Source organism: Streptomyces sp. WM6372 (genome assembly GCF_001279655.1).
In the GTDB taxonomy this organism is placed as follows: domain Bacteria; phylum Actinomycetota; class Actinomycetes; order Streptomycetales; family Streptomycetaceae; genus Streptomyces.
Genome location: NZ_LGDB01000209.1, coordinates 14,671 through 27,196, shown reverse-complemented (window position 1 = coordinate 27,196; position 12,526 = coordinate 14,671). Strand labels below are relative to the sequence as shown.

9 protein-coding genes and 2 pseudogenes are annotated in these 12,526 nt (G+C 74.7%); 4 read left to right on the top strand and 7 right to left on the bottom strand.

Annotation, left to right across the window (positions count from 1 at the left end):
• Nucleotides 1-78 precede the first annotated feature (78 nt).
• The 7 genes from ADK52_RS28030 to ADK52_RS28000 are packed head-to-tail and all read right to left on the bottom strand — an operon-like array spanning nucleotide 79 to nucleotide 6,491.
• The gene (locus ADK52_RS28030) at nucleotides 79-1,101 is read right to left on the bottom strand and encodes a transketolase family protein (RefSeq protein ID WP_234344278.1); all 1,023 of its coding nucleotides are present in this window, start codon (nucleotides 1,099-1,101) and stop codon (nucleotides 79-81) included.
• A complete protein-coding gene (locus ADK52_RS28025; RefSeq protein WP_234344276.1) occupies nucleotides 1,098-2,030 on the bottom strand; it encodes a transketolase in 933 nt (310 codons plus the stop codon). Before ADK52_RS28025 ends, ADK52_RS28030 begins: the two co-directional genes overlap by 4 nt.
• Nucleotides 2,027-3,382: a DegT/DnrJ/EryC1/StrS family aminotransferase gene (locus tag ADK52_RS28020; protein ID WP_053692630.1), complete on the bottom strand. Its 1,356-nt coding sequence runs from the start codon at nucleotides 3,380-3,382 to the stop codon at nucleotides 2,027-2,029. The genes ADK52_RS28025 and ADK52_RS28020 overlap by 4 nt, the downstream gene beginning before the upstream one ends.
• Nucleotides 3,379-3,738, bottom strand: coding sequence for a hypothetical protein (locus tag ADK52_RS28015; RefSeq protein ID WP_053692629.1), 360 nt, complete (start codon nucleotides 3,736-3,738; stop codon nucleotides 3,379-3,381). Before ADK52_RS28015 ends, ADK52_RS28020 begins: the two co-directional genes overlap by 4 nt.
• Nucleotides 3,735-4,607, bottom strand: a complete 873-nt coding sequence (gene lysX, locus ADK52_RS28010) for a lysine biosynthesis protein LysX (protein ID WP_234344274.1) — start codon at nucleotides 4,605-4,607, stop codon at nucleotides 3,735-3,737. Before lysX ends, ADK52_RS28015 begins: the two co-directional genes overlap by 4 nt.
• Nucleotides 4,604-5,704 (bottom strand): M20/M25/M40 family metallo-hydrolase, encoded by a 1,101-nt coding sequence (locus tag ADK52_RS28005; RefSeq protein ID WP_053692628.1) that lies wholly within the window; start codon nucleotides 5,702-5,704, stop codon nucleotides 4,604-4,606. The genes lysX and ADK52_RS28005 overlap by 4 nt, the downstream gene beginning before the upstream one ends.
• Before the next feature lie 16 nt (nucleotides 5,705-5,720).
• Nucleotides 5,721-6,491, bottom strand: a complete 771-nt coding sequence (locus ADK52_RS28000; RefSeq protein WP_159046044.1) for a 2OG-Fe dioxygenase family protein — start codon at nucleotides 6,489-6,491, stop codon at nucleotides 5,721-5,723.
• 150 nt (nucleotides 6,492-6,641) lie between these two features.
• On the opposite strand from ADK52_RS28000, the pseudogene ADK52_RS45110 reads away from it, so the two are divergent.
• The 4 genes and pseudogenes from ADK52_RS45110 to ADK52_RS27990 form a co-directional block, all read left to right on the top strand.
• A pseudogene (locus ADK52_RS45110) lies at nucleotides 6,642-8,099 on the top strand (condensation domain-containing protein); the annotation flags it as partial.
• Nucleotides 8,079-8,768 (top strand): annotated as a pseudogene (locus ADK52_RS45105) (AMP-binding protein); the annotation flags it as partial. The pseudogenes ADK52_RS45110 and ADK52_RS45105, both read left to right, overlap by 21 nt.
• Nucleotides 8,757-11,912, top strand: coding sequence for a MupA/Atu3671 family FMN-dependent luciferase-like monooxygenase (locus ADK52_RS45100; protein ID WP_420714940.1), 3,156 nt, complete (start codon nucleotides 8,757-8,759; stop codon nucleotides 11,910-11,912). The pseudogene ADK52_RS45105 and the gene ADK52_RS45100, both read left to right, overlap by 12 nt.
• On the top strand, nucleotides 11,909-12,430 hold the full coding sequence (locus ADK52_RS27990) for a flavin reductase family protein (protein ID WP_053692625.1): 522 nt from the start codon (nucleotides 11,909-11,911) through the stop codon (nucleotides 12,428-12,430). Before ADK52_RS45100 ends, ADK52_RS27990 begins: the two co-directional genes overlap by 4 nt.
• Nucleotides 12,431-12,526 lie beyond the last annotated feature (96 nt).

Sequence of the window (12,526 nt, the reverse complement as noted above, 5' to 3'; positions counted from 1 at the left end):
TGCTCACCGCCGGGCTGCTCACCGCCGGGCTGCTCACCGCCGGGCCGGTCACCGCCGGGCCCGTCACCGCCGGGCCCGTCACCGTGGGGCGGCGGCCAGCCGGGCCGCCGCCGCGGCGATCTCCGCCGGGCTGATGCCGGCCAGCTCCAGCAACTGCCGCTCGTCGGCGACGTGGTCGAAGAACCGGTCCGGCACCCCGATCCGGTGCACCCGGCACGGCGCGTCCTGCGTCACCACCTCGCAGACCGCAGCCCCCAGGCCGCCCGCCACCAGGTGGTCCTCCACCGTGACGATCCCGCCGGTCTCCCGCGCCGCCGCGAGCACGGCCTCCCGGTCCAGCGGCTTGATCGTGTGCATGTTGAGCACCCGGGCGAAGACGCCCCGCCCGGCCAGCTCCCGCGCCGCCTCCAGCGCCATCGACACCGGGTACGGGCCCGTCGCCACGATGGTGACGTCCGTACCGGCGCGCAGTTCGCGCGCCTTGCCGACCGTGAACTCGTACGGCTCCGCGTGCACCAGCGGCGTCGCCGCCCGGCCCAGCCGCAGGAACAGCGGCCCCGGCAGGTCCGCCGTGGCGCGCACCGCGTACTCGGTCTCCACCGCGTCCGCCGGCACCACCACGGTCAGGTTCGGCAGCGTCCGCAGGATCGCCAGGTCCTCCACCGCGTGGTGCGTGGGCCCGTAGTGCCCGGCCGACAGCCCGGCGTGGGTCGCCACGATCCGCACCGGCAGGTTGTTCCCGGCGACGTCGATCTTCACCTGCTCGCAGGCGCGGGCCGCCGCGAACCCCGACAGGGTGTTCGCGTACGGCAGCAGCCCGGTCGCCGCCAGCCCCGCCGAGACCCCCATCAGGTTGGCCTCGGCGATGCCGACGTTGACGTACTGCCGCGGCAGCTCCTCGCCGAACAGCGTCTCCAGGCCGCCCATGTCGGAGTCCACGCAGATGATCCGCGGGTCGGTCCGGGCCAGCTCCAGCAGCGTGCGGCGGTACACCTCGCGCGCGGGGACCGCGTACCGCTCCTCCCAGGACGGCTCTGCGGGCTCGGCTGCTTTGGCGGTTTCGGCCGGCTTCGCGGCCGTCTCCGGCATCGTGGCGGTCATCGTGCCCTCCTCGCGTTCAGGCCGGTCAGGGCCCGCTGGAACAGCCGAGGCGTCAGCTGCACCGAATGGGACTTCTTCTTGCCCTCGAACAGGGGCACCCCGCGGCCCTTGACCGTCCGCGCCAGGACCACCGTCGGCCGCCCGGCGGTGTCCGGCAGAGCCGCGAACACCTCCCGCAGCGCGCCCAGGTCGTGGCCGTCCACCTCCGCCACCGCCCAGCCGAAGCTGCGCCAGCGGTCGCCCAGCGGCTCCAGGCTCACGCACTCCTCCGTGGAGCCGGAGATCTGCAGCCCGTTGCGGTCGACGACCGCGACCAGGTTGTCGAGTCCGTGGTGCCCCGCGTTCATCGCGGCCTCCCACACCGAGCCCTCCTGGAGCTCGCCGTCGCCCAGCAGGGCGAAGGCCCGCCCCGCCCGGCCCTGGCGGCGCAGTCCCAGCGCGACCCCCGAGGCCAGCGACAGGCCGTGGCCGAGCGATCCGGTCGGGAACTCCACCCCGGGCAGCCGGCGCAGCGGGTGCCCGGCGAGCCGGCTCCCCGGCGCGCCGTACGTCGCCAGCTCGGCGCGGTCGATGAAACCGCGCTGGGCCAGCACCGCGTACAGGGCGGCGCTCGCGTGCCCCTTGCTGAGCACGAACCAGTCCCGGTCCGCCCAGTCGGGCTGCTCCGGCCGCAGCCGCAGCACCTCGTGGTACAGGACGGTCAGGAGGTCGGCCGCGGAGAGGCTGCCGCCGACGTGGGTGCCGTGGGCGGTGGTGCCCATCCGCAGGACGAGCTCGCGCACCTCGTGCGCCAGGTCCGCCAGACCGGCAGGGGCCGCGGCCGGGGCCGTGGCAGGGGCCGTAGCAGGGGCCACGGCGGGGACCACGGCGGCGGCAGCGGCGGCAGCGGGTCCGAGCGCCGTCGCGGGCGGGTCGAGCAGGGTGCTCACGCGCTCTCCTCAGGGGTGTTGACCGCGGCGTGCCACGGCGGGCGGTACTCCATGGCCCGCGCCAGCGGCAGCAGGTCCTCGATCCGGTCCCAGACCTTCTCGAAGGCCTGCGCGCACCGGTCGAGGACGGGGCCCGCCGCCGGGTTGAGGTGGATCCGCTGGATCGTCAGCGAGTCCTCGATCACGGCCAGCGAGACCGGGAACTCGGAGATGTCGTGGCGCGGCCGCGCCGCCCCCTCGATCCGCCACGGGTAGCCGCCGAAGCCGGACAGCTCCCGGAAGGCCCGCTGCCCCGGCAGCGGTACCACCTGGTACGGGGCCACCGGCACGCCCTCCGCCTTCAGCGCCCGCTGGAGCACCGCGCGCAGCGCCCCGTCGGAGACCTCGGGGTGGCCCAGGCCCGCCGCGGAGAAGCGCAGCCGCAGGATGTGCCAGGCGTGCGTGCGGTCGGCGGGGACCTGCGGGGCGAGCAGCCCCGGCAGCCGGCCGATCCGGTCCAGGAAGGACTCCACGTTCTTGGCGCGCAGCGCGTGGTATTCGTCGAGCCGGGCCAACTGGCGCCGGGTGAAGGCGGCCTGCACCGCGCTGAGCTTCTCGTTGCCGGCCAGCACCCGCGAGATGTAGTCGCGGTCCTTGCCGGCCCGCAGGTCCTCGCCGAACTGGCGGCGCAGCACGATCCGCTCGTACAGCTCCTCGTCGTCGGTGGTGATCAGCCCGCCCTCGCCGCAGGTCGGCAGGTTCTTCACCACGTTGAGGCTGGTGGCGTTCACGTCGCCGATCGAGCCGGCCCGGCGGCCCTGGTACTCGGCGCCCTGCGCCTGCGCGGCGTCCTCGATCAGCTTCAGCCCGCGGCTGTCGGCGAGCGCCCGCAGCGCCGTCATGTCGGCGGGCAGGCCGTGCAGGTGCACCACGACGATCGCCCGGGTCCGCTCGGTGACCGCCGCGGCGGCCGCCTGCGGGTCCATCGTGAAGGTGACCGGGTCCACGTCGACGAAGACGGGCACCAGCAGCCGCTGCACCACCGGGATCGCGGTCCCGATGAAGGTCAGCGCGGGCACCAGTACCTCGGAGCCCGGCTCCAGGTCGAGCGCGGCCAGCGCCAGCTCCAGCGCCGCCGTCCCGTTGGAGACGGCCGCGCAGTAGCGGGTGCCGGTGTACGCGGCCCAGTCGCGCTGGAGCGCGGACACCTCGCCGCGCCCCGCGTCGTTGGAGGTGAACAGGCCGCCGTCCAGCACCCCGCGGACCGCGGCGTGCTCCTCCTCGGTGATCACCGGCCAGCCGGTGAGCTCCTTGCCCATGTCCTGCCGGCGCAGCGACTTGGCGCCGCCGAACATCGCCAGTGTGCCGCTCATGTCGTCACCAGACCGCTCTCGTGGGGATCGGGCAGGCCGGCGGGCGCCGGCACCACCGTGGTCAGCGCGAGGAGTACGAGCCCCGCCCGCTCGGGCAGCCGTACGCGCTCCAGTTCGTCGCGGCGGGTCACCGGCACCCGCAGCCGTACGGCCGCACCCGCCGGGATCTCGGCGGTCTCGGGGTCCGTGCCCCCGGCGAAGTGCAGCCACAGCGTCGCCTCGGCCGCCTCGGCGGCGCGCACCTCCAGGTGCAGCCAGTCGTAGCGGCCGCGGGGCACCTCCAGCACCCGTCCGTCGAACGGCACCGGGCCGCCCAGCGGTACGGCGGCCAGGCGGCCCGGCGCGGCGGCGCTCACTCGGCGTCCCAGGCGGCGAGCCGGGCCTGGACGTAGTCCACGTACGCGCCCACCAGGTCGGTGCCCAGGACCTCGATCGCCCCGTGGAACTCGGGGGTGTGGTTGACCTCGTTGACGACCATCCGGCCGTCCTTGTGCTCGATGACGTCGACGCCGAGGACGCCCTCGCCGATCGCCTCGGCGGTCGCGGTCAGCAGTTTGACCAGGTCGTCCGTGAGCGGGCACACCTCGGTGCGGCCGCCGAGCGCCGTGTTGGTGCGCCAGTTCTCGGAGATCTTGTAGATCGCGCCGACCACCTCGCCGCCGAAGACGTACGCCTTGATGTCGCGGCCGGGCTTGTCGATGTACTCCTGGACGTAGGTGATCTGGTGGTGCGGTCCGGGCAGCGCCGCCCGGTGCTCGAAGATCGCCTCGGCGCCCTCGTGGTCGTGCAGCCGGGCGCCCATCCGGCCCCAGGAGCCGGTCAGCGGCTTGACCACCGCGGGGTAGCCGAAGGCGTCCAGGGCGTCCAGCGCCGCGTCCGGGACCAGCCCGACCATCGCGCGCGGGGTGGGCAGTCCGCCCTCCCGCAGGGCGAGCGTGGTCAGCAGCTTGTCCCCGCAGAGGTTGATGATCCGCGAGCTGTTGAGCACCGGCACGCCCAGGTGCTCCAGCAGCCGGCTCGCGTACGCGTTGCGGGTGTGCGAGATCTCCCGGCTGAGCGCGCCCCGGTAGGGCAGCGCGCCCGGCCCGTCGAGCTGGAACGTCAGGCGCCGGGTGTCGAGCTGTTCGAACTCGATGTCCCGCTTGCGCAGTTCGGCCAGGAGCAGGCGCTCCTCCAGCCGTACGCGCGAGGTCAGTACCGCCAGCGGTCGTCGTGCTGTGTTCACGGCGTGGCGCCTCCCATTCCGTTGAGGGCACCGGTCGTGGTGCCGAGGGCCACCGACCGCGCCAGCCGCGGCAGAGCCGCCGTCAGGACGTCGATGGCAGTGAGGTATTCCGGCAGAGCGATGTGCTCGTCCTCGGTGTGGCAGTAGCGGGAGTCGCCGGGGCCGTACGCGGCCGTCGGCACCCCCCAGACCGGACCCACCACGTTCCAGTCGGCGGTGCCCAGCTTCAGCTTCGGCACCGGCCGGGCGCCCGTCTGCCGGATGGCGGCCGACAGCGCCTTGACCACCGGGTCGGTGCGCGAGGACCGCACCGCCTCGACGTGTTCGACGACGGTGATCCGCCGCCCGCCCGCCAGTTCGCCGAGCGCCGCCCGGAAGGCGGCCGCGTCGAAGTGCACCGGCACCCGGCACGACACCTCGATCCAGGCCTCCTCCAGGCCGCCGCCCATGGCGACCACCGAGGGCAGCGCCTGGTCGAACAGGGCGCTCGCGGTCCCCGGCCCGTAGCGCCGCAGCAGCCACTCCCGTACGCCGAACCAGAAGTCCGCGACGATCTCCGCGGCCGTCGCCTCGGGCGAACTGGTGTGCGCGGCCGGCTGCTCGGCGGTCATCCGGAACCGGAAGACGCCCTTGTAGCCGATGCCCACGCAGGTGGCCCCGCTCGGCTCGCCGATGACGACGGCGTCCGGGCGCATCAGGCCGGCCAGGTGGCGGGCACCGGCCGAGGTGCGCTCCTCGTCCACCGCGCCGACCACCGTGATCCGCGCTTCGGAGGTGTCCGCGAGACGGGCCGCCGCGCAGACCATCGCGGCCAGCGGCCCCTTCGCGTCCACCGTGCCCCGCCCGTACAGGACGTCGCCCGACAGCCGGATCGGCACCTCGCCCGGCACGGTGTCCATGTGGCCCAGCAGCAGCAGGTGCGGCCCGTCCGCCGGGCCGACCGAGCCGTGCACGTTCCCGGCCGCGTCGACGTGCGTGTCGAAGCCGAGCCGGTCCATCGCCCCGGCCAGGAAGGAGCCGACCGCGGCCTCGGTGCCCGAGACGGAGGGGATGTCGACGAGCGAGCGCAGCAGCGCGGTCTCGCCCGTACGGTCCATGGCGCTCACGCCCGACTCACCCGCCGGCCGGGGCGGCCGGGTTGAGGTCCACCAGCAGCATGTCGCGCACCGCCGTACCGTCCAGCGGGCTGATCGGGGACACCTCGTGCGTCACCCGGGCGTCGTCGACGAACATCGAGTCCAGCGGGTCGAGCAGGGTCAGCCGGACCGGCTCGCCGCCCTCCGGGTGCACCGTCGAGAGCCCGCCGCCGCACCGGTCCCGGCGCAGCAGGTGCATCCCGACGTACGCGTGCCCGTCGCGGTGGCGGCCCTCCGGGGTCGGCTCGCCCTCGCCGCCCGGCTCGGCCAGGATGCGGATCAGGTGGACGCCGACCTCCCAGGAGGTGGTGCCGCTCAGCTGCGCGGCGGCCCGGGCGTCCAGCCCCACGAGCGCGAGCATGCCCTCGTGCAACAGCACCTCGGGGGCGATCGGCGCGAACACCCGGTCCTGCCCCCGCCACATGTGGATCACGTCCTGGCGGAACGAGGTGTGCGGCAGCGGAGCGAACGAGGCCGTGCCGTCCGCCTCCACCTCCACCCGCAGCCGCCCGTAGCGGCGCAGCCGGAACAGCTTCCCGCCGGGGATGCCGGTGTCCAGCTCCAGGTCCTCCCAGGCCGCGCGGAAGTCCTCCAGGGCGTCCGCCGGCAGCAGGTGCCGGATCCGGTCGCGGCGCAGGCAGGTGAAACCGGCCCGGGCCGTCTCCCGGGCCAGGCCGTCGGCGCACGCGCCGGCCGGCGGTCGGGTCCGGACTGCGTTGTCCGGCGCGGTCACTCCCGTACTTGTCACGATCGCCCCTTCAGCAATGATGCGTATGACCGGCGATCACGCTGCCGGTCCGGGCCGGGCCGAAGGAGTCCGGATTAACCCCGACTCCACTCGCGCGCCCGCCCCGGGGAGGCTTCGGACCAGACACACACGTCGACGAGGAGCCCCGGCATGCCGCGAAACGTCAACGACCGACTGGCACAGCTCACCCCGCAGCAGCGCGCCGCGCTGTTGCGGGAGCTGCGCGCCAACCGTGAGCCGCGGCAGGACAGCGACCGCATCGCCGCCGCCGGCCGCGAGGAGCCCCTGCCGCTGTCCTCCGTACAGCAGAGCCTGTGGTTCCTCGACCAGTGGTCCGACGGGCTGGCCTTCTACAACACCCCGCTCGCGCTGCGCCTGCGCGGCCCCCTCGACGTCCCGCTGCTGCGCTCCGCCCTGAGCACCGTCGTCGCCCGGCACGAGACCCTGCGCACCCGCTACCTCGCCACCCCCGACGGCCCCCGCCAGATCGTCGACGCGCCCGCGCCCGCCACCCTGGAGCTGCTCGACCTCTCCGCGCTGCCCGCCGCCGAACGCGAGGCGCGCACCCGCGAGACCGCCTCCCGCGAGGCCCGCCGCCGCATCGACCTGTCGGCCGGCCCGATGCTGCGCGCCACCCTCGCGAAGCAGGGCCCCGACGAGCACGTCCTGGTGCTGTCCATGCACCACATCGCCACCGACGGATGGTCCACCACCCGCATGGTGCAGGAGCTCACCGAGTGCTACCTGGCCGGGCGGGCCGGCCGCGTCCCCGTCCTGCCCGAACTGCCCATCCAGTACGCCGACTACGCCGTCTGGCAGCGCGACCGGCTGGCCGGCGAGGCCGGCGCCCGCTCCCTGGCCTACTGGCGCGAGCGCCTGGACGGGCTGCCCGCCCTCCAGTTCCCGTCCGACCGGCCGCGCCCCGCCGACCCGAAGTGGACCGGCGCCGAGGTGAGCGCGTACCTGGAACCCGCGCTCCACCGCGATCTGGAGGCCCTCGCCCGCGGCGAGCGCACCCGGCTGCTGCCGGTGGCCGTCGCCGGACTCGCCGCCCTGATGTCCCGCTACACCGGCCAGGACGACATCGCCCTCGGCTCCGTCTTCTCCGGCCGTACCCGCACCGAGTTCGAGCCGCTCATCGGCTACTTCGCCAACACCGTCGTGCTGCGCACCTCGACCGCCGGCGACCCCACCTTCCGCGAGCTGCTGGCCCGTACGGGCGACGCCGTCTCCGACGCGCACAAGCACCAGGAGCTCCCCTTCGACCAGCTCGTCGGTGAGCTGCGGCCCGAGCGCGACCAGAGCCGCAACCCCCTCTTCCAGCACGCGATCTACCAGCTGGGCACCCCGGTGGAGACCGTCCGCATGGGCGACATCGAACTCACCGGCCTGCCGCTGCACATGGGCACCACCAAGTTCGACTGGACGATCGGCCTCTCCGAGCGCTCCACCGGCGGCGTCGACCTGATGACCGAGTACGCCACCGAACTCCACGACGGCGACCGCATCGAGCGGATGCTCGGCCACTACCGCCGGGTCCTGGAGAGCGCCGTCTCCCGCCCCGACGCGCGCCTGTCCGAACTCGCCGTGCTCACCCCCGCCGAGCACGAGCGGATCCTGGTCCGCTGGAACGACACCGCCGTACCCGTGGAGACCGCCGGCGGGGTCCCCGCCGCCTTCGCCGCCCAGGTCGCCCGCACCCCCGGGGCCACGGCGGTCGTCCACCGGGGCGCGGCCCTGGACTACGCGGCCCTGGACCGGCGCGCGAACCGGATCGCCCACCGCCTGTGCGCCCTCGGCGCCGGCCCCGGCACCCTGGTCGGCGTCTGCCTCTCCCGCGGCCTCGACATGCCCGCGGGCCTCCTCGGCGTCCTCAAGTCCGGCGCCGCCTTCGTCCCCCTGGACCCCGACTACCCGGCGGCCCGCCTCGGCCACGTCCTCGGCGACGCCCGCCCCGCCGCCGTCCTCGTCGACGCGGACAGCGCCGCCCGGCTGACCGCCGCGGCCGCCCTCGCCGAGGGCGCAGGGCCCGTCCTGCTCGACCTGTCCGCCGACGCCCTCGACGACGCCCCCGACACCGACCCGGGCGTCACCGTCGGCGCGCACGACCTCGCGTACGTCACGTACACCTCCGGCTCCACCGGAAAGCCCAAGGGCGTCATGGTCGAGCACGCCCAGCTCCTCAACCTCTTCCGCGGTCTCGACGACCGGGTCGGCGAACACTCGCCGGGCACATGGCTCGCGATCAGCAGCATCTCCTTCGACATGTCCGAGGTCGAGATGTTCTGGACGCTGACCCGCGGCTTCAAGGTGGTCGTGGCCTCCGGCCGCCCGCACGAGCTGCTGCGCTCCGCCCCCGCCCCGCGCACCCGCCCCATGGAGTTCGGCCTCTTCTACTTCGCCAGCGACGCCGGCGACGACGCCCCCGGCGGCAACCGCTACCGGCTCCTGCTGGAGGGCGCCAAGTTCGCCGACCGGCACGGCTTCTCCGCCGTGTGGACCCCCGAACGCCACTTCCACGCCTTCGGCGGCCTCTACCCGGCCCCCTCCGTCACCGCCGCCGCCCTCGCCATGGTCACCGAGAACATCGCGATCCGCTCCGGCAGCGTGGTCATGCCGCTGCACCACCCGGTGCGGGTCGCCGAGGAGTGGTCCGTCGTCGACAACCTCTCCGGCGGCCGCGTCGGCATGGCCTTCGCCTCCGGCTGGCTCCACGACGACTTCGTCTTCGCCCCCGAGAACTACGAGGACCGCAAGCAGGTCATGATCGACGGGGTGCAGACCGTACGGTCGCTGTGGCGCGGCGAGCCGGCCACGCTGACCGCCGGCAACGGCAAGGACGTCGAGGTCCGCATCCGGCCCCGCCCCGTCCAGGGCGAACTGCCCGTCTGGCTCTCCTCCGGCGGCACCCCCGCCACCTTCAAGGCCGCCGCCGAACAGGGCGCCAACATCCTCACCCACCTGCTCGGCCAGGACCTCGACCAGCTCGCCGAGTCCATCCGGCTCTACCACGACACCTGGCGGGAGAAGTTCGGCACCGAGGGCGGCAAGGTCACCCTCATGCTGCACACCTTCCTCGACGAGGACCGTGAACGGGCCCTCGCCCTGGTCCGCGAACCGTTCATCGACTACCTGCGCACCTCCCTGGACCTGGTCCGGGTCCTGGGCCAGCGCATGGGCGTGGACGTCGACCCCCGCAACATCGGCGAGGACGACCTCGACGCCCTCCTCGGCCACGCCTTCGACCGGTACGTGCACACCAGTGGCCTGTTCGGCACCCCCGAGGACTGCCTGGAGCTGATCGACAAGCTCTCCGCCATCGGCGTGGACGAACTCGCCTGCCTCGTCGACTTCGGCATCGACGCCGACGACGTACTGGGCGGCCTGGAACACCTCGACCGGCTGCGCGTCCTCGCGAACGCCCCGCTGGGGCAGGCCCGGCAGGAAACCGGACCGTCCGCGACCCCCGGCCACAACGCCTCCCTCGCCGAGCTGATCGCCGAGCACGGCGTCACCCACCTGCAGTGCACGCCCTCCCTCGCCCAGCTGATGCTCGACGACCCCTCCGGAGCGGCCCGCGAGGCCCTCGGAGCCCTCGACGTCCTGCTCGTCGGCGGCGAGGCCGTGCCCACCGCACTGGCCCTGCGGCTGCGCGAGGCCGCCGGCGCCAGCTTCCACAACATGTACGGGCCCACCGAGACCACCGTCTGGTCCACCGCCGCGGTCATCGACGGCTCCGACACCGGGGCCCCCACCGTCCCCGTCGGCACCCCCATCGCCAACACCGCGGTCTACGTCCTCGACGCGCACGGCGCCCCGCTGCCCGTCGGCGTCCCCGGCGAGCTCCACATCGGCGGCGACGGAGTCTCCCGCGGCTACCACAACCTGCCGGAGCTGACCCGCGAGCGGTTCCTGCCCGACCCGTTCCGCCAGGACCGGGCACCCGGCGCCCGCATGTACCGCACCGGCGACCTCGCCAAGTGGCTGCCCGACGGCCGCCTGGAATTCCTCGGCCGCGGCGACGACCAGGTCAAGGTCCGCGGCTACCGCGTCGAACTCGGCGAGGTCGAGACGGCCCTGCGCGACCACCCCGGCGTCGGCTCCTGCGTGGTGGCCGCCCGCGGCCCGGCCGGCGCCCAGCACCTGGCCGCCTACCTGGTGGCCGCTCCCGGCCAGGGCGCCCCCGGCGCCGACGTCCTCCGCGCCCACCTGCGCGAGCGGCTCCCCGAGTTCATGGTGCCCGCCCGCTACACCGTGCTGGACGCGCTCCCGCTCAACGCCAACGGCAAGGTGGACCGGTTCAAGCTGCCCGACCCGTCCGCCGCGGCCGCCGACGGCCCCGCCCAGGCCCCCGCCACCCCCACCCAGAAGATCCTCGCCGAGGTGTGGCAGCAGCTCCTGGAGGTCCCCTCGGTCGGCATCCACGACAACTTCTTCGACCTCGGCGGACACTCCATCACCGTCATCCGGGCCGTCGACTTCGCCAACAAGCGCGGCGTGCGCATCACCGCCCGCCAGCTCTTCCAGCACCAGACCGTGGCCGAACTGGCCGCCGTCGCCGACCAGGAGGCCGCCTCGGCGTCCACGGCCGGCGCCGTGCCCGCACCGGGCGGCACCCTCACCCTCCTCAAGTCCGGCTCCGGTCAGCTGCCCCCGCTGTTCTGCGTCCACTCCAGCACCGGAACCTCCGCCTCCTACTTCCCGCTGGCCCAGCACCTCGAAGAGGACCGGACCGTCTACGGCATCGACGCCGCGCCCATCGTCCCCGGCGCCCCCGAGGAATCCCTCGACGAGCTCGCGCAGCGCTACCGCGACGCGATCCGCGAGGTCCGGCCCGAGGGCCCGTACCACCTGCTCGGCTGGTCGCTGGGCGGCGGCATCGCCTGGGCGCTGGCCTCGCTGCTCCAGGCCGAGGGCGCCGAGGTGGCGCTGCTGGCCCTGGTGGACACCCAGCCGCCGGCGCAGCTGCCCGAGCCGCTCGGGCACGCCGAGTCGGTGTGCGCCTTCGCCGACAGCTTCGCCCTCTCCATGGGCCGGCCCCCGCTGCACACCGACCCGGACACCGTCCGCGCCCTGCCGCGGGAGGCCGCGTACGAGGCGGTGCTCGGCCGGCTCGCCGAGGCGGGCCTGGTCCGCGACGGGGAGGACGGGGAGATCCTGGCCCGGGCCCGGATGTTCACCGCCATGACCCGGGCGGCCTCCACCTGGCGGGCCACCCCGTACCGCGGTCCCGTGGAACTGCTCGTCGCCGACGACCCGGGCGATCTGGACTGGTTCCGCCGGGGCTGGGAGCGGCACGCAGACGGCCCGGTCCGCACCCGGCTCGTGCCCGGCACCCACTTCACCGTCATGCAGGGCACCGGCGCCAAGGACATCGCCGCCGCGCTCGGCGAACTGCTCCCGGAAAGCCGCCTCGCATGACGGTCATGGAGACGCCGCCGACCGCGCGGCCCGCACTCGACACCCTGCTGCGGTCGGTCTTCCGCCAGCACGCCGCCGGGGTCGCGGTGATCACCGCTCGCGGGGCGGACGGCCGCCCCCACGGGTTCACCGCGACCTCGCTGATCTCGGTCTCCGCCGACCCGCCGGCCCTGGCCTTCGCGATCTCCGACGGAGCCTCCAGCTGGCCGGCGGTCGCCGCCGCCGAGCACGTCGCGGTGCACCTGCTGGGCGAGGACCAGGCAGCGCTGGCCGCGGTCTTCGCCCGCAGCGGCGCCGACCGGTTCGCCGCGGCCGACTGGTCGACCGGCCCCCGCGGGACCCCGGTGCTCTCCGGGGTCCTCGCCTGGCTGGTGTGCCGGGTGACCGCCCGGGTCCCGGCGGGCGACCACCGCATCGTGGTGGCCGAACTGGTCACGGGGGACCCGGGCCCGGCGGACCGCCTCCCCCTGCTCTACCGCGCGGGCGCCTTCACGGCACTGCGCCCCACCACCCCCTGACCGCAACCCGGGCCGGGACGGGTCCCCCTCCCGCCCCGGCCCGGCGGCCGCCACCCCCGAGCGGGGGCCGGAGCCCCCTGGCCGGTACCGGCCAGA